Source organism: Pandoraea sp. CB10b_02 (assembly GCF_002216225.1).
Lineage (GTDB): Bacteria > Pseudomonadota > Gammaproteobacteria > Burkholderiales > Burkholderiaceae > Pandoraea > Pandoraea nosoerga.
Genome location: NZ_NJGW02000004.1, coordinates 311,627 through 332,158, shown reverse-complemented (window position 1 = coordinate 332,158; position 20,532 = coordinate 311,627). Strand labels below are relative to the sequence as shown.

Here is a 20,532-nt window from a genome sequence, read left to right as displayed (position 1 = left end):
GCGAGCGCTATAAAACGCTGTGCGCGAGCCCTGCAGACACGGGGCGCGGTGCGGCGTGGCGTGGTGTCCGGTCATCCGGTCATCGCGCCGCCCCCCGCTCTCTTGCGCTCTCTTGAGCTTCTCCCGCCTTTATCAATCCCCCGTTCTTCCCGTTTCGCCACTTCCTCTCGCTGTTTGTCCCACGGCCTATCCCGCTTGTCCTGTTCCGCGGCACGCGTGTCGACATCGACACTGCGTCCATCCGGCTTTGGCAGCGACACATGCCGCTTCTGTACAGTTCGTCATAAAGATCGTCAGTTCGACGTCAAATAAATGTTTATTGACGATTTGACGCTACATTTCATCTGATCCCCTCCATAGAATTGAGGCAGGGCACACGCAGTCAGAAGTGCTCACAAGGCGGCCTGCCGCACCGACCGTTGCTTTTTCGAGGGAAACAACATGAAAAAAATCGCCTTGCTTGGCGCAGGCCACATCGGCCAGACCATCGCCCGCCTGTTGCACGACAGCGGTAACTACCGCGTGACCGTGCTGGACCGGAATCCGCAATCGCTGGCCTTCGTGCGCGAACACGCGCACGCGCTTGTCGAACTCGCCGGCGCGGGTACGGGAGATGCGGCGCATACAGGTGATACGGGCGCGTTGCAGCGCGCGGTCGCCGGACACGACGCCGTGATCAATGCGCTGCCCTATACGATGGCCACGAGCGCCGCAACGGCCGCGGTGGCCGCCGGTTGCCACTACTTCGATCTGACCGAGGACGTGGCGGCCACGCACGCGATCGCGCAGCTCGCCGAGGGCGCGTCGACGGCGCTCATGCCGCAATGCGGGCTTGCACCGGGCTTTATCTCCATTGCGGCGCACCATCTGGCGGCCGCCTTCGATCAGGTGGATTCGGTGAAGATGCGCGTCGGCGCATTGCCCGCATTCCCGACGAACTCACTCAAATACAACTTGACGTGGAGCGTCGATGGACTGATCAACGAATATTGCCAGCCGTGCGAAGCGATTCGCGACGGTGCGTCATTGACCGTGCAGCCGCTCGAAGATCTGGAGCACTTTTCGCTCGACGGCGTGGAGTACGAGGCGTTCAACACTTCGGGCGGCCTGGGGACCCTGTGCGAAACGCTGGGCGGGCGCGTGCGCAATCTCGACTACAAATCGGTGCGCTACCCGGGGCATGGCGCGCTGATGAAGGTGCTGCTCAACGAACTGCGGCTCAAGGAAGATCAGGAAACGGTCAAGGCGATCCTCCGGCGCTCGATTCCGAGCACGCTGCAGGACGTGGTGCTCATCTTCGTCGTGGTGAGCGGGCTGCGGGCGGGCGTGCTCACGCAGGAGGTGTTTGCACGGAAAATCTTCGCCGAGCGCAACAATGGCCATAGTGCGAGTGCCATCCAGATCACCACGGCGTCGGCGATCTGCGCGGCCGTCGACATGTTTTTCGCGGGACAACTGCCGCAACGCGGCTTCGTGCGGCAGGAGCAGATCGCGCTGCCGGACTTTCTCGCCAACCGCTTCGGCCACGTCTACGCCCGGTCGACGCATATCGAATCGCTCTCGTAACGCCAGGAAAGCACGAGGGTCCGGCATGCATGCAACGCCTCGCCTGCCGTGGCCCGACGATGGGGCCCGACGTCATCGCGGGACTCCCGGGCCGTGAACGTGCTGGACTGGAGTTGGAAGGATTTTTCAAAAAAAGTGGGATTTTGGGAGGCAATTTTCGTGATGTGGCGCTTTGGCGAGTGATTCCGCAAGCCTTTTCTCTCATGCGGCGCGTAGGATCGATGCACGTTTTTTTTGCCCGAGACCGATCATGCGCGATAAGGAAACCCTCCACTATTTCGATTACGCCGCGACTACGCCGGTGGATGCCGCCGTCATTGCCGCGATGTCCGACTGCCTGGGCGTCGACGGGGTCTTCGGCAATCCGGCGTCGAGTTCGCACGCGGCGGGCGTGAGCGCGCGGCGCCTCGTGGAGCGCTCGCGCGCGCAGGTCGCGGCACTCATCGGCGCGCAGCCAGCCGAGATCGTCTGGACCTCGGGGGCCACCGAATCGAACAACCTGGCGATCAAGGGTTACTCGGAGCGCGGCCAGGCCCGCGCGCATCTGGTCACGAGCGTGCTCGAGCACAAGGCGATTCTCGATACGATGGCGAGTCTGGAGGCGCGCGGCGTGCCCGTGACCTATGTCACGCCATCGGCCACGGGCGAGATCACGGCCGACGCCGTGGCGGCGGCCATGCGTCCCGATACCGGTCTGGTGTCGCTCATGCTCGTGAACAACGAACTCGGCACGTTGACGGACGTGGCCGCGATCTCGAAAGTCGTGCATGCCGCTGGCGCCCTGCTGCACGTGGACGCCGCGCAGGCGCTCGGCAAGACGCCCATCGACGTCAAGGCGATGGGCATCGACATGCTTTCGATGTCCGCACACAAGGTGTACGGTCCGAAGGGCATCGGCGCGCTCTACGTGGACAAGGACGTCATGTCGCGAATCGCCCCGCAGATGCATGGTGGCGGACACGAGCGCGGCCTGCGTTCGGGGACGCTGGCAACCCACCAGATCGTCGGCATGGGCACGGCGTGCGAACTGGCAATGCGCAACATGGCGGCGGACAATGCGCGCATTGCGGAATTGAGCCGTCGGCTGCTCGACGGCGTGCTGGCGCTCGAGGGCGTGACGCACAACGCGGCGAGTGCGCAGCGCATTGCGCATACGCTCAGCCTGACGATCGGGCATCCCGGCTTCTTCACGTTCATGCTCGACCCGAACCTGGCGGTCTCGTCCACGTCGGCCTGCAATTCGGCGTCGGGACAGCCGTCGCACGTGCTGACGGGTATCGGCATGGACCGCGAGGCGGCCAGCCGGACGGTGCGCGTGAGCCTCGGGCGCTTCACCACGCCGGCATCGGTGGATTTCGCCATCGCCTGCTTCGAGCGCGTGGTTGGCCAGTGCCGCGCGCTCGCCGCCTGATCGGCGTGGGTCACTCTCGCCAGCAGGCCTCACCGGCGCCATCGGTTGGCGGCTATCGGGTCGGCGGGGGAAGAAGGGGTGGCAGACGGATCGCGCGCAAGTTGACGTTTCTTCAACGCATTGGGTGACATGAGACGAAAGTCACCGTCCTGTACTATGCTTTGAACGACTTGCGGATCCGCTGGCATCGATTCTCTCCTCTCCCCCACCCCACCTTGATGTTGGAGGTCTGTATGAGCCAAGAGAAAGAACGTCTGGGCACCGGTTCGACCACAGGCGCGGGCGCGCCTGCCGCGAGCGACCGGAATACGTTGTCGGTCGGCGCCGACGGTCCGCTGCTGCTGCATGATGTCCACTTCATCGAGCAGATGGCGCATTTCAACCGTGAGAAGGTGCCTGAGCGCCAGCCGCACGCGAAGGGCGCCGGGGCCTTCGGCGTGTTCGAGACGACCGAGGACGTGAGTCGGTACACCAAGGCATCGCTGTTCCGCAAGGGCGCCAAGGTCGAGCTGCTGGCGCGCTTTTCCACCGTCGCCGGCGAGGCCGGCAGTCCCGATACCTGGCGTGACGTGCGCGGGTTCTCCCTCAAGTTCTACACCGACGAGGGCAACTATGATCTCGTCGGCAACAACACGCCCGTCTTCTTCGTGCGCGATCCGATGAAGTTCCCGCACTTCATCCGCAGCCAGAAGCGTTTGCCGGACTCGGGCCTGCGAGACAACCACATGCAGTGGGACTTCTGGACGAACAATCCGGAGTCGGCGCATCAGGTGACCTATCTGATGGGCGATCGCGGCTTGCCGCGCACCTGGCGTCATATGAACGGCTATGGTTCGCACACCTATATGTGGATCAACGCCAGCGGCGAGAAATTCTGGGTCAAGTATCACTTCCATACCCTGCAGGGTATGGAGTTCTTCACCAATGCGCAGGCCGCTGCGATGTCCGGTCAGGACGCCGACTTTCACCGCCGCGACCTGTTCGACGCCATCGCGCGGGGCGAGCATCCGAGCTGGATCCTGTCGGTGCAGGTCATGCCGTATGCCGACGCGAAGCAGTATCGCTTCAATCCGTTCGATCTCACCAAGACGTGGTCGCACAAGGACTATCCGTTGATCAAGGTGGGCAAGATGACGCTCAACCGCAATCCGGAGAACTTCTTCGCACAAATCGAGCAGGCGGCGTTCTCGCCGGGCAACACCGTGCCGGGGATTGGGCTGTCGCCCGACAAGATGCTGCTTGGCCGGGCGTTCGCATACAACGACGCGCAGCGCCACCGCATCGGCGCGAACTTTCACCAGTTGCCTGTGAACCGTCCGAAGGTGCCGGTGCAGTCGTACATGTTCGACGGTCAGATGGCTTTCGAGCACAGCGGCAACGCGCCGACGTATGCGCCGAACAGCGGCGGACGTCCATACGCGGATCAGACGGGCCCGGCCGAGGACGGGTGGGAGTCGGACGGTGACATGGTGCGCAGTGCCTATACGCTGCACAAGGACGATGACGACTTCTCGCAGCCGGGCGACCTCGTGCGCCGCGTGTTCGACGACGCGGCGCGCGCACGCCTGGTGGAGACCGTGTCCGGCGCCCTGCTCGCGGGCGTGCGCAGCCCGGTGCTCGAGCGCGCGTTCGACTACTGGAAGAAGATCGACGCCGACATTGGCGCCCGCATCGAGCAGGCGGTAATGAACGCGAAGGGGTAGGGGGCGTCACCAACGCATCAACTGCGGCAGGGGGGGGGGCGGCGTCCACCCTCTGCGCCAGGAAACCGGCCGTCACGGCGGATGTGTTGCGTGTCCCCGGTTCCGATGTCGTGCCGTGGCGCGGTTTCCGAAGGGACCCGGCTCGCCGATTTGCCGGCCTGGCACAGGAGGCCGGCAAATCGGCGTCGAAGTCCGGTGAATCGCGGCAGGCCCGAGGCGCTACGAGGGAATACGGAACGATGATGGTGCGAGCGGCGCGTCACCCTGTCGCGCGTGCGAGATTGGCAAGCGCCCGCTCGAAGGCAGCGGCGTTCTTCATGCCCTGGTCCTCGTGGTTCGTGTTGAAAAGCACGTGAGTGTCGTCCGCGAGCGCAGCGATGCGCTGCACGCGCGCCGAAATGTCGATCAACTCGCTGGCGCTGTATTCGTAGACGAAGCGTCCCGACGAGGCCGTGACGTCGCGCCGGTTCCAGGCCGCCGCATTGCGGCCGTGCAGGCGTACCACGCACAGGTCGTCGCGCGTCGTCGCCCATACCGCGGGCACGGTGTTGTCGAAGCCCGCGGGGCTGTCGACGATAGTGTGCGCGGCGCCGGTCTCGCGCAGCATCGCCAGCGTGGCGGCCTCGCGCGATGGCGTATCGAACCAGCTCCGATGCCGAAACTCCACAGCGTGCCGTTCGCCCTCGAGGCGACGCGCCGTCTCGAACACCAGTGCCCGCCCGGCGCGGTCGTTGCGCACGCGCGGCGAGAACTGGAAGTGGATCGCCGCCAGTTGCCCGCTCTGCCGCAACGGCTCGACGGCTTCGAAATATCGCCGCCAGAGCTCGTCGGTCAACTCCGCAGGCATGTCGGCCGGGGCGATCTCCATGCCGCCGCGCGCCGACTTTCCCCGAGGCGCCGCCAGCGCGCCGGCGATGTCCGGCGGCAGCGCGCTCAGCGGCGTCATGTGGCCGGTGAACGCGCGAAACGCCTTGACGTGAAATCGGAACGAGGGCGGTGTGCGTTGCGTCCACCGCCACGCCACGGCGGCATCGGGCAAGCGGTAATAGCTGCTGTCGACTTCGACCAGATCGAACTGCGACGCGTAATGGCGCAATCGGGCCTCGGGCGTGTCGACGCCCGGCGGATAGAAACGCCCGCACGCGATGAGCGTCGGGTCGGTCCAGGACGAGGTACCGGTGCGAATGGTCATGAGCTTGCCGCACGGCCGCGGACGCAGCGCCGGCGCCGCGATGCGGCGGCGCATGGCCCGTGGCTCGAAAAGAGCGCCCGCGTCGGAAGCGAGGCGGGACTCGATGGGGGTTGAACCCATCGTTATAATGTACAAATATACAGTACTCGGGGTGCGTGCTCGCATGTGGATCACATGGGGCTCATATGGGGCTCACATGGGCCTGCGCTGCCGACATTCGTCCGCACCCCCCGTTTTCCCGACGCTTCGCATGTCAGAACAGCCGACCCCGACCGCCCGCGACCCGTGGGCCGAACTCAATGATCGCCAGCGCGAGGCGGTCCACCATGGCGTGGGCGACGACGGCTCGCCCGGCGGGCCGCTGCTCGTCATCGCGGGCGCCGGGTCCGGCAAGACGAGCACGCTCGCGCACCGCGTGGCCAATCTCATCGTGCGGGGTGCGGACCCGAACCGAATCCTGTTGCTCACGTTCTCGCGCCGTGCCGCCAACGAGATGGAGCGGCGCGTCGGGGCGGTGCTGCAGAAGGTGCTCGGCCTGGCGTCCTCGCAGCCGCCGGCGCTGCCGTGGGCGGGCACCTTCCACGCCATCGGCGCGCGCCTGCTGCGCGATTTCGCGCCGCGCATCGGCCTCTCGGAAGCCTTCACCATCCACGATCGCAGCGATGCGGAGGACTTGCTCGGCCTGTCGCGTCATGAGCTCGGCTTTTCGAACACGCAGTCGCGGTTTCCGCTCAAGGGCACCTGCCTGTCCATCTATTCGCGCGTGGTGAACAGTCAGGCGCCGCTCGCCGAAGTGCTCGCCAAGCACTTTCCGTGGTGCGCGCAGTGGGAGGCGCAGCTCAAGACGCTGTTCGGCGCCTATGTCGATGCGAAGCAGGCGCAGCAAGTGCTCGACTACGACGATCTGCTGCTGTACTGGGCCGAGATGATGAGGGCGCCGGAACTCGCGCGAGCGCTTGGGGCGCGTTTCGACCATGTCCTCGTCGACGAGTATCAGGACACCAACCGCCTGCAGGCGCAGATCCTGCTCGCGATGAAGCCGGACGGGCGCGGGCTCACCGTGGTCGGCGACGACGCCCAGTCGATCTACGCCTTCCGGGCCGCCACGGTCCGCAACATCCTCGACTTCCCCGGGCAATTCGCCGAGCCGGCGCACGTCGTGACGCTCGAGCGCAACTATCGTTCGACGCAGCCGATTCTCGATGCGTCGAACGCGGTCATCGCGGAATCGAGCGAGCGCTATGCGAAGGCGCTGTGGACGGACCGCCAGTCGGCGCGCCGCCCCCAGCTCGTCAACGTGAGCGACGAAGCGGGGCAGGCGCGCTGGGTGGCCGACCAGGTGCTCGCGCAGCGCGAGACGGGCACACGGCTCATGCAGCAGGCCGTGCTGTTTCGCACCGGCAGCCACAGCGCCGCGCTCGAGCTCGAGCTCACGCGGCGCAACATTCCTTTCGTGAAGTTCGGCGGCCTGAAGTTTCTCGAGGCCGCGCATGTGAAGGACATGCTCTCGATACTGCGCTGGGCCCACAACCCGGCAAGCCGGTTGTCGGGGTTTCGCGTCGCACAGCTCGTTCCCGGCATCGGGCCGGTGAGCGCAACGCGGCTGCTCGACGCGATGGCGCAGTCCGCCGCGCCCGCGCAGGTGCTGGCCGGGTTCAAGCCGCCCTCGGCGGCTGCGAACGACTGGCGCAGCTTCGTGGACGTTTTCCTGGCGTTGCACGACACGCGCGTTGCGTGGCCGGCCGACGTCGATCTGGCGCTGCGTTGGTACGCGCCGCTGCTCGCACAGCGCTTCGACGACGCGGCGGTGCGGCAGGCCGACCTGGAGCAGCTCGCCCGCATCGCCGGCACCTACGGTTCGCGCGAGCAGTTCCTGACCGAGCTGACGCTCGACCCGCCCGACGCGACCAGCGCGCAATCCGGCCCGCCGTTGCTCGACGAGGATTACCTGATCCTCTCGACGATCCACAGCGCCAAGGGCCAGGAGTGGCACTCGGTCTATGTGCTCAACGTCGTCGACGGGTGCATTCCGTCGGACATGAGCACCGGCGACGACGAAGACATCGAGGAAGAACGGCGCCTGCTCTACGTGGCGATGACGCGCGCGAAGGAGTCGCTGCAGCTCATCGTGCCGCAACGGTTCTACGTCCATCAACAGACAGGGCTCGGCGATCGTCACGTGTACGGCACGCGCAGCCGCTTCGTCTCGGACGCGATGCTGCCGTTGTACGAGCGGCTGCCGAAGCCGCGCGAGGGCGAGGCGCCGCAGGCGCCGGTCGGCGACGTGGCGGTACACATCGACGTGGCGCGCAGGCTTCGCAATGCGTGGTCCTGAGATTGTCTTGCGCGCCGCGCGTGCGACGGACGCCGATGCGCTGACGTCGCTGCTCATGCGGACCTATCACACGACGTGGGCGCCCATGCTGCGTGCCGAGGTCGCGGCGACGTTCGCGTCCGGCGAGCGCACGCGTGCCTATGTGCAGGCGCAGTGGCCCGCGTTCACGGTGGCGGTGCCGTGCGACGAGGCAGCGCGCGTCGTCGGCATGGTGCATGTGATCGGCGACTTCATCGATGCGCTCCATGTCGCGCCCGACCGGCAACGGCAAGGTATTGGTGCGCGGCTGCTCGCCCACGCGGAAGCCGGCATGCGGGCCAACGGCCACGCGCTGGCGCGGCTCGAGACCGATACGTTCAATACGCAGAGCCGCGCGTTCTATGCCCGGCACGGCTACGCCGAAGTCGCCATGTATCCCGACGAGGCCTGGGACAGCGGCTTCACGACGGTACTGCTGACGAAGCCTCTGGTTGCCTAGTACGTCAGGCATGGCCCGCATGTTCGGCCCCTTCGGCTCCTTTGGCGCTTCGGCTCCTTCGGCTCCTTCGGCCCCTTCGGCTGCTTCGGCATGGCCGCCGGGCCTTCCGGTTCGGTCCGTTCGTCAGGCAGCGAAATTTTCGGAAGTTGCCGTCCTCCATGCATCGGGTATAGTCGCCGCATCGGCGGCGCATGCCGGGGCGCGACCCTGGTGCTCTTGCCGTCGCCTGTCGCGCTGCCCCGCTGACATTCGAGAACGACAGAACAGGAAAACCGGAATGCACTGGCTGGTTGATCAGATGACATTGATGCCGACGGGCGTGCTGCTCGTCAGTCTGGCGCTTGCCACGGCATTGCTCGGGATCGGTGTGGCGTGGTTCGCGCGCGTCTTTCTGTTCGACCGGCTCCCGCACCCGTCCGATGCGCGCGGCACCGTGGCCGACGTCGTGCACGGCAGCTTGCTCGCCTTCATCGTCTTCGTGCTCGCGCACGTGCTGGGCGACGTGCGCGCCAATCTCGGCCACGCCGAAGACCAGGCGCTGCGCGAGGCGTCGGTGGTGCGGCGCCTCGATCGTGAACTCAAGGCCGTAGGCGACGCCGACGCACAGGCGGCGCGCGCCATGCTGCGCGACTACGTGCGCTCTGTCGTCACCGATGAGTGGTATACGCTGAGCACGGCCGATCCCGACCTGTCGCCGCGCACCGAAGACGCGCTGACGGCTTTCGTCGGGGCCACGCGCCGCGTCATTGCCGGGCATGAGGCCAGCGCCAGTTCCATCCGCACGTTGCTCGATCGCCTCGAAGAAGCGCGGCAGGGTCGTTTCGAGAATGCGACCAAGACCGTGCCAAGCGTGTTCTGGTGGGTCATTTCGCTCTTCATGCTGGCCGCGATGGCGATGAACGGGCGGTATCCGGCCACGTGGAAGAGCAATTTCATCGTTGCCATGCACATGGGAGCGATCGGTATGGTGATCGCGCTGATCGTCAACCTGGACGAGCCGTTTCGCGGCGCGTCCGGTATCTCGTCGGCGCCGCTGGCCAAATCGGTCGGCATCGTTTTGCCGCGCTGAACGTGCGGCGCCCTGAAGATTCATTCCGCGGCGGCGGCACGCCGTATCGTCCCGCGCACAAGCCGGAGAAGAGAACCATGGTTTCCAACGTGAACGCACCGTCGGCGGAATCGACGCCGGAGATCGAGGCATTTCGCCCCGGCGTCTATCGCCATTACAAAGGCAACTGCTACCTCGCGCTGGGCGTGGCGCGTGCGGACGAGACGAACGAGCCGGTGGTCGTCTACACGCGGCTCTATCCACGTGACGGGCTGCCGATGAGTACGCGGTTGTTGCGCATCTGGAACGAACCGGTGATGACGGACGAAGGGCCGGTCGCGCGCTTCACCTATATCGGCCACACGACGCCGGCTGCCTGAGCGGTGCTCCGGGGCATCGACTCATCGTTTCCGCACACCGCGGCACTCCCGCCTTTTCAGGACATTCCATGAATCCGCTATCGAACATGCGCCGCCAGGGCGCCACCGTCTCACCCGCCGGGCCCGCGGCGGCGAACTCCCAGGGGGACGCTGCGGCTACCCCCGCCGACGCGAACAGGGCGGGGCCGGCGATGTCGAGGCGCGCGCCGCGCGGCTTGCGCCGGTGGTGGGCGCTGTTTGCGATCCTGCCATTCGTGACGCCGGTGTCGGGATGCGGGTTGGTGGCCGCGCCGTGTCGCGTGGCGTCGGCCGGGCTGAAGATCGTGCCGGGCGTGGGTGGCGTGCTGGCCGCACCGACGGATGCGTGCGCGGCCGCCATCGATTGACGGGGCAGCGTTCGACGGGGCGCGACCGGGTACCGATTGGGCTGCGGTCGGACAGTGGTCGGACAGTGGTCCTGCGCTCGGGACAGGCGGGAAAGACGCCGGGGGAAGATACTACGACGTCGCCACGAGGTCGCCACGACGTCGCCGGAATCCGCCGATAGCGCTCCCCTTGCGGGGAAACCGGGCGCAGAAAAAAAGAAAGCCCGCGCGTTTGCGGGCTTAATCCATATCAGGAGGAGACATGGAGGAGACAGGTTCAGTATAGGACGACTTGTTGCGACGCACCATATGTAGTTTTGCGTAAGTGTCCGTCCGTTGCGTATTCACAACGTCAGATAAACTCCCATGAAAACAAGGAGTTGCCTGAACGTTCTGCCCTCCCGATCGGCTGTCATGGGCGAAGATCTCCGAAGATTTCCTCTATTTATTGTGCGCGTGCACGCTTGTCCGCCGCCAGGCGCTTGAGCACGAATGGAATCGAGTCGCGCAGCGACGGGTTGAGCGTCGCGTCGTGATCGAGGCCCGGGTACAGACGGACCACCGTGGCCGTGCCCGCCTCGGCGACATCGCGCGCGAAGGCCTGTTGCATCATCAACGGCACGTCGATGTCCTCCGAGCCCATGCCGATGAACACGGGATGCCGGATGCGCAGTGTCGGGTAGCGCAGCGACGGCGTCTGGTCGTGCAACAACTTCTGGATGTTCGGCTGAAGGCTGTTGCCCGCATTCAACCCCGCTGACGTGGAGCGCGCGGTGAGTTCGTCGATGCACAGCGTGCGGGCCGCTTCCAGTACGGGCAGCGCGTGCGCGGAAAAGTACCGCGCGGCCTGCAGCGACGGATTGCGGTCGGCCGCCGACAGGAACAGGTACATGGCGTAGGGGATCTTCGGATCGGGCGCGCCCGGGTCGGGCTGGCCCGCGAAGAGCATTGCGGCCGACGTCTTCGCGTTGAAGTACGGCGTGCCGGTCAGCACCGTGGCGATCACCTTGACGTCCGGTGCGTAGGTCGGCTGATAGCCCGCTGCCGCGAACGCCGCGTGCGCGCCCTGCGACTGGCCCACGAGCACCACGCGGTTGCGCAAGGGGAAGGCGCTGCGCGCCGCGAGCAGACTGTCGAGCACGCTGTAGGCTTCGGCGCGCGCGTCCAGATAGTGATGCAGTCCCTGCGAGCCCAGCCCGGCGTAATCGGGGGCCACGACGGCAAATCCGAGCGAGAGCCAGGTGCCGAGATACTGGATGTCGCGCTGGCTGCGCACGTTGAGCGACGGCGCGCATGCGCTCGCGACGCCCACCGTTCCATGCGCCCACAGCACAACCGGCCAGCCACCCGGCGGCGGCGGTCCCTTGGGCAGGAACACGGCGCCGGTGTCCTCGCGCGCCTCGATGCCGCCCACACCGTCGATGGAACTGTAGCGGATGCGAAATTGCTCGCCGGCTTCGGGCAGGCCGTGATCGGCGTCGAGCGGCAGACGCTCGACCATGGCGCCGTGCGGGATGGCGGCGGGAGCGGCTTCGGGGGTGAGCGCGTGCGCGGCGCGTCCGATGACCAGGCTGGCGAACAGGGCGGCGCTCGCATAGCGCCACAGGCGGTTGAACATGTTGGACTGTCCTCGTCGTGGGTTGCGCTGCTGAAGCCGGGCCGGCCGGAAGAGCGCGCCCGGATGCCTGTCGTGCCGTCTCGTCAGTATAAGGGACGTGTCGCGTCACCTCATGTCGGGGCCTGCCCGTAGAAATTGCACCATGCTGCTTGGCCGGTCAGCCGTGCGAGGCCTGACCGCCCTGCGCCTGCGCCGCGGCCTGCTGCGCCGCCTGCTGTGCGGCCTCGCGCCACGCGCGCCGCGACCGGCGCATGCGGCGCAGCGCGAGCGACGACATCGTGATCCAGCCGAACGGCCGCGGATCGACCAGCATGCTTACCGCGCGTGCGTAGTCGAGCACCAGCCCCGGCGTCCATGCCATCGTCTTGGCCCGCTTGCGCAACTGTGCCGCGACCCAGAGTTCGGGGGTGAGCCACAGCCGCACGAACGTCCACCAGCCAGCATCGGCGCCGTCGGCCAACCGACCGATGCGCCCCTCGATCGCCGCTTCCAACGCCTTCGCGACACTGCTCGAACAGTTACGGTGCGTGAGGTTGTAGGTGGTGTTCTGCCGGTACGTCGCCCAAAACGCAGCCAACTGCTGCGGGCTGTAGTTGCGTATCCGGACCTTGACCGTCGACGGGCACCAGGCCTTCGATTCGGTCGCATAGTCCGGCTGGAAGACGCCCGGCACGTCGTTTTCCCGCGTCGCGCGCAGCAATTGGCCGAACTGGTCGGGCGAGCGATCGATTTCCTGCGCGGGGTAGAGGCTCACATACACGCCCTCGGGGCTCTCCAGGGCCGCATGACCGGTGGAGATCACGCCGTTGCGATCGACGGCGGCAATGTAACGGTCGATGACGGGGTGGCGCCGCGCGGGCGCCTTCGAAGAGCCCGACGGCGTCCACACGTGCACCGTGAGGGCCGGTTCGGATTCGGAGGGCGGGCCTTCCCAGCGAGGCGCGCGGGCACGCTGCGCCCACAGTCCGCGTTTGTCCTCCGGGCTGCCCAGGATCTGCTCCACGCGGAAATCACGCCGCATGCGCCGCGCGCGCATGGCCAGCACCAACACGTTCCAGCCGGTGAAGGCGAGGCCCAGACCGATGGCGTAAGGCAGCGTGCCCTTGTAATGCGTCGGGTACGGCTGATAGAAAAAGATGGCCACTGCGATTTCCAGCAGGCCGCCGGCCATCGCCCACGCCCAGCGCGGATAGCGCACCACGTAGGCGGCCGCGCACTGGAGCAGGCCGTCGGCGAGGAACAGCGTGCCGAAGAGCATCGAGAGCCAGAAGTTGCCGTGACTTTCGGGGAACATCAGCACGAGCAGCGCGGCGACGCTGAACGTGCCGCCCTTGACACCGCGCACCACGCGCTGGCCGCCCACGCCAATGCCGACGATCGCCAGCGTGGCGAGCCCCTCGAGCAGCAGCAGCCAGGCGAATACCTTGAGCGGGAAGTGCACCACGCCGTCGAGCGCGTCGACGATCAGTGCCAGCCCGAAGGCAAAAAACAGCGCGCCGATCCAGATCAGCGCGCGGGCCCGCCGGCGCAAATAATCGACGCCAAGCAACAGCAATATCAGACGTACCAACGTTAGGTCTCCATCGCATGCCGCGCTGGTCCCGCGAGGGCGGGCGTCCGCGTGCATTATCGTGACGGGGGAATTATGAGAAAAAATCTATTTGTCGCTATGTTAGCGCGGGATCGATGACAGGCCAAAAACAAAGGCGGCGCGCTCCTTTCGGGGCGCGCCGCCGGGTGCGGCAGGCGACGGGGCATCGCCTCGCGGGCAATGCCGTCAGCCGGCTCAGTCCTTCTTGCCTTCGAGCTGCGGCAGGGCGTCGTCGCTCGATGCGGTGAGCAGGCCGGTCTTGGCGTAGGTCATCAGCTTCTCGCGCGTGTCGACGATGTCGAGCGTGCGCATGGTCAACTGGCCGATACGGTCGAGCGGCGTAAACACCGACTCGCCCTTTTCCATCGTCAGGCGCTCGGGCTTGTACGTGAGGTTCGGCGAGGTGGTGTTGAGCAGCGAGTAGTCATTGCCGCGGCGCAGCTCGATCGTCACTTCGCCGGTCACGGCACGCGCCACCCAGCGTTGCGCCGTCTCGCGCAGCATGATCGCCTGCGGGTCGAACCAGCGGCCCTGATACAGCAGACGGCCCAGGCGGCGGCCGTTCTCGCGGTATTGCTCGATGGTGTCTTCGTTATGGATGCCGGTCACCAGACGTTCGTAAGCGATGAACAGCAGCGCGAGACCCGGGGCCTCGTAGATGCCGCGGCTCTTGGCTTCGATGATGCGGTTTTCGATCTGGTCGCTCATGCCCAGGCCGTGGCGGCCGCCGATGCGGTTCGCTTCTTCGAACAGTTCGACGGCGTTGGCGAACGTCTTGCCGTTGAGCGCCACCGGTTGGCCTTCCTCGAAGCGCACCGTGACTTCCTCGGTCTTGATCGCGCAGTCGTCGCGCCAGAAGGGCACGCCCATGATCGGCTGCACGATCTTGATGCCCGTGTTCAGATGTTCGAGGTCCTTGGCCTCGTGGGTCGCGCCGAGCATGTTCGAGTCGGTCGAATAGGCCTTCTCGACCGACATCTTGTAATCGAAGCCGTTGGCGATCAGGAACTCGGACATCTCCTTGCGGCCGCCCAGCTCGTCGATGAACGTCTGATCGAGCCACGGCTTGTAGATTTGCAGGCTCGGGTTGGTCAAGAGACCGTAGCGATAGAAGCGCTCGATGTCATTGCCCTTGAACGTGCTGCCATCGCCCCAGATATTGACGCCATCTTCCTTCATGGCGGCGACCAGCATCGTGCCCGTGACGGCGCGGCCGATCGGCGTGGTATTGAAGTACGTGACGCCGGCCGTCGAGATGTGGAACGCGCCCGATTGCAGGGCGGCGATGCCTTCGGCGACGAGTTGCGCGCGGCAGTCGATCAGGCGGGCGTTCTCGGCGCCGTAGGCCATGGCGCGGCGCGGAATGTCGTTGTAGTCGGGTTCGTCCGGTTGACCCAGATTGGCCGTATAGGCGTAGGGAATCGCGCCTTTCTTGCGCATCCAGAGGAGCGCAGCGCTGGTGTCGAGACCGCCCGAAAAGGCGATGCCGACCCGTTGTCCCGTGGGGATGTGTTGCAGAATCGTGGTCATCGGCGTGCAAAAGCTGGGTTTTTAACCTGTCAAGTATCCCCGTCCGAGCTATGGATGGTCAAGTCTGGCGGCCAATTCCCGCCCGAACGGGAGTGCGCCGGATCGCGCACGTCTGCCTGAATCTTCGGCAGGCCGGCGATTGCGCCGGCCTTACCACCGGGCGCCGGCCACGCCGCACGCCGCGGCCAGAAAGTCCGCGAAGGCCCGAATGACGAGCGATGCCTGACGATGCTGGGGGTAGACGACATGAATGGCGGCCTCGGGCGGGGCGAACGCGTCGAGCACCGTCACGAGGCGGCCGTTGAGCAGGGCGGGCGCGACGATGAACACGGGCAGTAACGTGATGCCAAGGCCGGCCACGGCGGCGTCCCGGGCCAGCTCGCCGTTATTGACGCGCAGACGGCCCGACACCGGGATGTCGAGGGCGTGGCCGTCGCGCTGGTACGTCCACGTCACGCGCTGGCTGTGGCCGTAGGGCAGCAGCGCGTGCTCGCGCAGCGCCTCCGGGGTCTCGGGCGTGCCGTGCGCCTCCAGATACCGCGGACTCGCGCACGTCACCATGCGCATGGGCGCGATGTTGCGGGCAATCAGCGACGAATCGGCCAGCGCGCCGATGCGCACCGCCGCGTCATACCCTTCACCGATGATGTCCACCGTGCGGTCGTTGAGCTCGAGCTCGATGCTCACGTCCGGATAGGTCGAGAGAAAGGACGGAATCACCGAGCCCAGGAACATCGTGCCGAACGACATCGGCGCCGAGACGCGCAGATTGCCGCGCGGGCGCTCGCCTTGACTGCTCACGGCGAGGTTGGCGGCCTCCACGTCTTCCAGAATGCGCCGCGCGCGCTCGTAGTAGATGCGGCCCAGGTCGGTCACGGCAAGCCGCCGCGTCGTGCGCAGTAGCAGCCGTGCGCCGAGCGACTGCTCCAGCGAGGCGATGCGGCGGCTCACGAACTGCTTCGAAAGCCCGAGTTTCGTGGCGGCGCCGGTAAAGCTCATCGCCTCCACGGCGTTGACGAAGATGCGCATGTCGTCGAGCAGATCCATCGTCCGGCGTCCTGTTGTAAGAGATGGGCAAGAGGCGGCGGGTGACAACGGGAGGCGGCGCCTCGTCATTGTCACCCGGCAAACGACAATCTTAGCCGGAAGCACCCGACGCCGGGCGCCGCGCGGCGCTCATCGCAGGGCCAGCCGCAGCCCGAGCAGAATCGCTGCCGTTCCCGCCACCGCAAGCGCCGTCGGCCGGTGGCCGAAGATGCCCCAATCGAGCAGGGCGGTGACGACCGGCACCAGATAGAACAGGCTGGTGACGGTAACGAGGTTGCCCATCGCGATCATGCGGTAGAGCAGCAGCGTTGCGCCGACCGAAATCACGAGCCCCATGTACAGCAGCGCAAGCCAGAAGCCGGCGGACGCATCGACGTGCCAGGGCTGCGTCGGCACGACGACGAGCGCCATCGCGAGCCCGACCGCGTATTGCAGCGGCAGCACGTCGAGCGGCGTCTGGCGCGAGCCCTTCTGCGCGAGGGTCCCGAGCGTCATGCACGCGAGCGCGGCGAGCGCCCAGGCCGAGCCCGTGATGGAGAGCTGCGCCGAGAGCAGGCTTTGCGCGACCACGAGCGCCAGGCCGCCAAGGGCCAGCGCGAGCCCGGCCAGACGCCGGCCGCCATGCGCGCGTTCGAGCGCCACGAGCGTGAGGATGGGTTGCACGCCCATCACGGTGGCGAGCGCACCTGGCGTGATGCCATAGGCGAGCGAGAGCAGATACGCCGTCTGATAGCCGCCCACGAGCAGCACGCCGGTGCCGGCTACCTGCCAGCGCGTGCCCGCCGCCGGCCACCATTGACGCCGGGTGAGCGCGACGAGCGTGAGCGCGGCGAGCGCCACGCCCAGCCGGATCACCAGAAACGCGAACGCCGACGCGTGCGCGAGTCCCCACTTGGCGGCCAGCGCGCCGCCGCTCCACAACAGAACGAACAACAGCGTTGCGCCATGACGGCGCCACGCGAGTGCATCGACTTGCATCGATCTTCCCCTGCAAAAGGATGTCCGGCCCGGTGGCGTATGGCCCGCACGCCGCACATGCCGCGCACGTTGCGCGCGAAGGCGAGGCGAGCGGAGCGCAGGCCTGCAACGCAGGCGCGCAACGCGCGGGCCGAACAATCATTCGAATGAAAACGTGTCGGGACGGGTGACAGGCACCCGGCGACGTCGGACGTGGCCTCAGGCCACTGCGACGATGGCGACGGCGCTCGCCACTGCGGGCGATGCCACGCCGGCCGGCGAGGGAGGGGCGACTGCGAAGAAGCGGGCGCGCAGCCGCGAGCCGGCACCGCGTTGCGGCGGCGCGACGGCAAATCGGACGGATGCGCGTGCAGTCATGGGTCGATCAGGGAAGCCGAAATCGAGAATGACGTCGAAAGGAGAATGACATCGAAACTGCCCGTCACTCGACGGGCGTGCGCACACTGTACACGGAGCCGGTTCCCGCGGCAAGCGGGCGGCAAGCAGGCGGCGAGGGCGCAGCCAGATGGGCTCAGGCGTCCGGCCACATGCCGGTGCGCTCGAGCGTGGGCGACGCTTCGCCGTCGCGCCACGCGGCGGGCAGCGCACCGCGCACGCGTCGCGCTTCGCGCACGTGCAGCCTCACGAGCCGCTGCGCACCGGCGAAGCCGCTTTGCGATTCGTCTTGCCAGAGAATTTGCGCGTCGCCCGCCACATGCAGGAAGTCGCCCGTGGCGAAGTCGACGAAGACGAGGCCGGCGCGAGGATTCGCATGCAGATTGCCGAGCGTGTTGAAGTACGCGTTGCCGCGAAAGTCGGGCCACACGAGCGTGTTCGCGTCGTCCACCCGCACGAAGCCGGGCTTGCCGCCGCGATGCGAGACGTCCGTGCCGGCGCTGCGCTCGCTCGCGCCTTCGCCGGCGTAGTGCGTCGCGATGAAGAACGTATCGCTGCTTGCGATTTGCCACTGCGCGTCGTCGTCGAGCGCGCTCTGCGGCGGCTCGGCCCGTGGTGGCATCTCGTGCTGCTCGGAGGTGATATCGCGCTTGCGGATGTATTGCGGACAGTTGCCGAAACTCTGCGCCACCCGAATGGCGAAGCCCTCGGCATCCGCCTCGACGATTCGCCCGTTGACGCGATTGCGACGCCGCGTGGAAGGCTCGAGCCCCAGCATGCCAACGCAGGCGCCGGCCGTGAGGGCGCCGTGCAGCGGATCGGTCGCGGGTGGCAGTGCGTTCACGCGCAGCACCGTCGGATCGGGCGAGTGGGCGAAACCCGGCGCGCCGCTCACGAGCGTGGCCCACGGCTGGCCGTGCGCGTCGAGCGCGCCGACGATCAGAAACGGCAGTTGCGCGAAGAACGTGCGGTGCTGATCGGGCATCGCGGTGCGGATCACGCGCGTGCCGAGTTCGGCCATGGCGTCGAGCGAGCCCGCGCGTTGCTGCACGGCGAGTTCGCCGGCATGGAACGGCGACAGCGGCGGGGCGGCGCAGGCGTCGGCCACGGCCCCAGGGCGAGAGGCGGGGACGGTCATGATGGCCTCACGCGGCCTTGCCGGCGTTCAGGCCGCACGGCGACGACGCCATCGGCAGGAAGCGCGGCAGGCTCGCCACGCGATCGAGCCATGCGCGCACGGCCGGGTACGGCTCGAGCGAGACGTTGCCCTCCGGTGCGTGCGCGAGATAGGCGTAGCAGGCCACGTCGGCGATCGTCGGGGTGTCGCCCGCGAGAAAGCGCGGCGCGCCCGGCGACGCCAGATGGGCCTGCATGCGCGTGAGCAGCAACGTCGCGCGTTCGTGCATCGCCGTGGTGTCCACGTCGCGCCTGAACAGCACGACGACGCGTGCCGCCGCCGGGCCGAACGCCAGATCGCCCGCGGCCACCGACAGCCAGCGCTGCACCTTTGCGGCGCCAAGCGGATCGCGCGGCAACCACGTGCCGCTCGCGTCATAACGGCTCGCGAGATAGACGAGGATGGCGTTCGAGTCGGCGAGCACCACGCCGTCGTCATCGATCGCAGGCACCTGTCCGAACGGATTGATGGCGAGATACGCCGGCTGCTTGTGCTCGCCCGTGGCGAAATCGATGTCCACCGTCTCATACGGCAGATCGAGCAGATGCAGCATCCACTCGACGCGATGGCAGTGTCCCGACAGTGCGTGGCGATACAGGCGGATGGGCCGCGCTGGGCGGGCGGTGGCGTGGGGCGTTGCGGTTTGGGCGGACTGGTTCATGGCGCGTCTCCGATAGTGAACTTGCCGCGGGCCGGACGACGGGGCCGGCGGCGGATGAACCCATTCTCCATCTCGCCGTTTTACGGATAAATACCGGGAAGTTGATTTGACTACTCCAATATTCGGAGCAATGATGCGCGGCATGGACAAACTTCGTGCAATGCAGACATTCGTCGCCATCGTCGATCAGGGCAGCCTGAGTGCGGCGGCGCGCGTGCTGGGTGCTTCGCTGCCCGCGGTGGTGCGCACGCTCGCGGCGCTCGAGGCGTCGCTCGACGTGCGGTTGCTCAATCGGACCACGCGCCGTATCGCGCTCACCGAAGAAGGGCGCACCTATCTGGACACCTGCCGGCAGATCCTGAGCGAACTGCACGAAGCCGAGGCGCGGCTCGCCGCACGGCACGAAGCGCCGAGCGGCACGCTCGTGGTCACCGCGCCGGTGCTCTTCGGCCAGTTGCATGTGGCGCCCGCACTGCACCGGTTCCTGCGCGCGTACCCGGCGGTCAAATGCCGGTTGCTGCTCAACGATCGCGTGGTCAATCTGTGGGAGGAGGGCATCGACGTCGGCATCCGCATCTCGCCGCTGGACGATTCCACGCTCGTCGCGCAGGGCATCGGCGCCATTCGACGCGTTGTGGTCGCGAGCCCCGCCTGTCTGGCCGAGCAGGGCGTCGTCGCGCATCCGCGCGAACTGATCGGCAAGAACTGCATTCGCTCGCATGGCGGCGGCTACGGGCAGTGGCGATTCTGGGAGGCGGGGCGCGAGTTCGTCGTGCCGGTCGACGGCAACCTGGAGATCAATCACGGACTGACCGCCGTAGAGGCGTGTCTTGCCGGCATGGGCTACGGCTGCTTTCTGTCGTATCAGGTGGCCGGGCCGGTGGCCGACGGGCGGCTCGTGCGCGTGCTCAAGGATTACGAAGGCCCGGCCCGGCCCGTGAACATCGTGTATCCGCATGCGCGGCTGCTGCCTTCGCGCACGCGCGCGTTCGTGGAGTGGATGAAGCGGGAGCTGCGAGACGTGCCTGTGGTGTGAGCGCTGGAGGGGCGCAAGAGGGGGGCGAAGAGTGGGCGCAA

At 66.9% G+C, this 20,532-nt stretch carries 16 protein-coding genes and 1 pseudogene; 9 read left to right on the top strand and 8 right to left on the bottom strand.

Annotated elements, in window-relative coordinates; genetic code table 11:
• The first annotated feature begins 441 nt into the window (after nucleotides 1–441).
• The 3 genes and pseudogenes from CDN36_RS06685 to CDN36_RS06675 all read left to right on the top strand — a co-directional run bounded on the left by CDN36_RS06685 (nucleotide 442) and on the right by CDN36_RS06675 (nucleotide 4,680).
• Nucleotides 442–1,566 carry a saccharopine dehydrogenase family protein gene (locus CDN36_RS06685; RefSeq protein ID WP_287496298.1) on the top strand — a complete coding sequence of 375 codons (1,125 nt, stop codon included), beginning with the start codon at nucleotides 442–444 and terminating at the stop codon, nucleotides 1,564–1,566.
• A 250-nt stretch (nucleotides 1,567–1,816) separates the two neighbouring features.
• Nucleotides 1,817–2,974 (top strand): annotated as a pseudogene (locus tag CDN36_RS06680) (cysteine desulfurase family protein); the annotation flags it as partial.
• Nucleotides 2,975–3,210: 236 nt separating this feature from the next.
• On the top strand, nucleotides 3,211–4,680 hold the full coding sequence (locus CDN36_RS06675; RefSeq protein WP_150554027.1) for a catalase: 1,470 nt from the start codon (nucleotides 3,211–3,213) through the stop codon (nucleotides 4,678–4,680).
• Nucleotides 4,681–4,939: 259 nt separating this feature from the next.
• Here CDN36_RS06675 and CDN36_RS06670 read toward each other — a convergent pair whose 3' ends face one another.
• A complete protein-coding gene (locus CDN36_RS06670; RefSeq protein ID WP_287496313.1) occupies nucleotides 4,940–5,872 on the bottom strand; it encodes a DUF72 domain-containing protein in 933 nt (310 codons plus the stop codon).
• Nucleotides 5,873–6,122: 250 nt separating this feature from the next.
• Between CDN36_RS06670 and CDN36_RS06665 the strand changes: the two genes are divergently transcribed.
• The 5 genes from CDN36_RS06665 (at nucleotide 6,123) to CDN36_RS22580 (ending at nucleotide 10,499) form a co-directional block, all read left to right on the top strand.
• The gene (locus CDN36_RS06665; RefSeq protein WP_287496297.1) at nucleotides 6,123–8,207 is read left to right on the top strand and encodes an ATP-dependent helicase; all 2,085 of its coding nucleotides are present in this window, start codon (nucleotides 6,123–6,125) and stop codon (nucleotides 8,205–8,207) included.
• Nucleotides 8,194–8,685, top strand: coding sequence for a GNAT family N-acetyltransferase (locus CDN36_RS06660; RefSeq protein WP_287496296.1), 492 nt, complete (start codon nucleotides 8,194–8,196; stop codon nucleotides 8,683–8,685). Before CDN36_RS06665 ends, CDN36_RS06660 begins: the two co-directional genes overlap by 14 nt.
• 277 nt (nucleotides 8,686–8,962) lie before the next feature.
• Complete coding sequence (locus CDN36_RS06655) at nucleotides 8,963–9,754, top strand: bestrophin-like domain (RefSeq protein WP_287496295.1); 792 nt, start codon at nucleotides 8,963–8,965, stop codon at nucleotides 9,752–9,754.
• A gap of 77 nt (nucleotides 9,755–9,831) precedes the next feature.
• Nucleotides 9,832–10,113, top strand: a complete 282-nt coding sequence (locus tag CDN36_RS06650) for a DUF1653 domain-containing protein (RefSeq protein ID WP_150554023.1) — start codon at nucleotides 9,832–9,834, stop codon at nucleotides 10,111–10,113.
• Nucleotides 10,114–10,304: 191 nt separating this feature from the next.
• Nucleotides 10,305–10,499, top strand: coding sequence for a DUF6726 family protein (locus CDN36_RS22580; RefSeq protein WP_306345272.1), 195 nt, complete (start codon nucleotides 10,305–10,307; stop codon nucleotides 10,497–10,499).
• Nucleotides 10,500–10,923: 424 nt separating this feature from the next.
• Here the strand turns inward: CDN36_RS22580 and CDN36_RS06640 are convergent, their stop codons facing one another.
• The 7 genes from CDN36_RS06640 to CDN36_RS06610 form a co-directional block, all read right to left on the bottom strand.
• Nucleotides 10,924–12,096 carry an alpha/beta fold hydrolase gene (locus CDN36_RS06640; RefSeq protein ID WP_150554021.1) on the bottom strand — a complete coding sequence of 391 codons (1,173 nt, stop codon included), beginning with the start codon at nucleotides 12,094–12,096 and terminating at the stop codon, nucleotides 10,924–10,926.
• Between the two features lie 157 nt (nucleotides 12,097–12,253).
• On the bottom strand, nucleotides 12,254–13,666 hold the full coding sequence (locus CDN36_RS06635) for an HdeD family acid-resistance protein (protein WP_150554020.1): 1,413 nt from the start codon (nucleotides 13,664–13,666) through the stop codon (nucleotides 12,254–12,256).
• Nucleotides 13,667–13,882: 216 nt separating this feature from the next.
• Nucleotides 13,883–15,217, bottom strand: a complete 1,335-nt coding sequence (argG, locus tag CDN36_RS06630) for an argininosuccinate synthase (RefSeq protein ID WP_150554019.1) — start codon at nucleotides 15,215–15,217, stop codon at nucleotides 13,883–13,885.
• Nucleotides 15,218–15,367: 150 nt separating this feature from the next.
• Nucleotides 15,368–16,264 carry a LysR family transcriptional regulator gene (locus CDN36_RS06625; RefSeq protein WP_150554018.1) on the bottom strand — a complete coding sequence of 299 codons (897 nt, stop codon included), beginning with the start codon at nucleotides 16,262–16,264 and terminating at the stop codon, nucleotides 15,368–15,370.
• A gap of 129 nt (nucleotides 16,265–16,393) precedes the next feature.
• Nucleotides 16,394–17,242: a DMT family transporter gene (locus tag CDN36_RS06620; protein ID WP_287496294.1), complete on the bottom strand. Its 849-nt coding sequence runs from the start codon at nucleotides 17,240–17,242 to the stop codon at nucleotides 16,394–16,396.
• A 511-nt stretch (nucleotides 17,243–17,753) separates the two neighbouring features.
• Nucleotides 17,754–18,755 (bottom strand): pyridoxamine 5'-phosphate oxidase family protein, encoded by a 1,002-nt coding sequence (locus CDN36_RS06615; RefSeq protein WP_287496293.1) that lies wholly within the window; start codon nucleotides 18,753–18,755, stop codon nucleotides 17,754–17,756.
• 7 nt (nucleotides 18,756–18,762) lie between these two features.
• Complete coding sequence (locus CDN36_RS06610) at nucleotides 18,763–19,455, bottom strand: glutathione S-transferase family protein (RefSeq protein WP_287496292.1); 693 nt, start codon at nucleotides 19,453–19,455, stop codon at nucleotides 18,763–18,765.
• Nucleotides 19,456–19,597: 142 nt separating this feature from the next.
• On the opposite strand from CDN36_RS06610, the gene CDN36_RS06605 reads away from it, so the two are divergent.
• Nucleotides 19,598–20,491, top strand: coding sequence for a LysR family transcriptional regulator (locus CDN36_RS06605; RefSeq protein WP_287496291.1), 894 nt, complete (start codon nucleotides 19,598–19,600; stop codon nucleotides 20,489–20,491).
• Nucleotides 20,492–20,532: the final 41 nt, after the last annotated feature.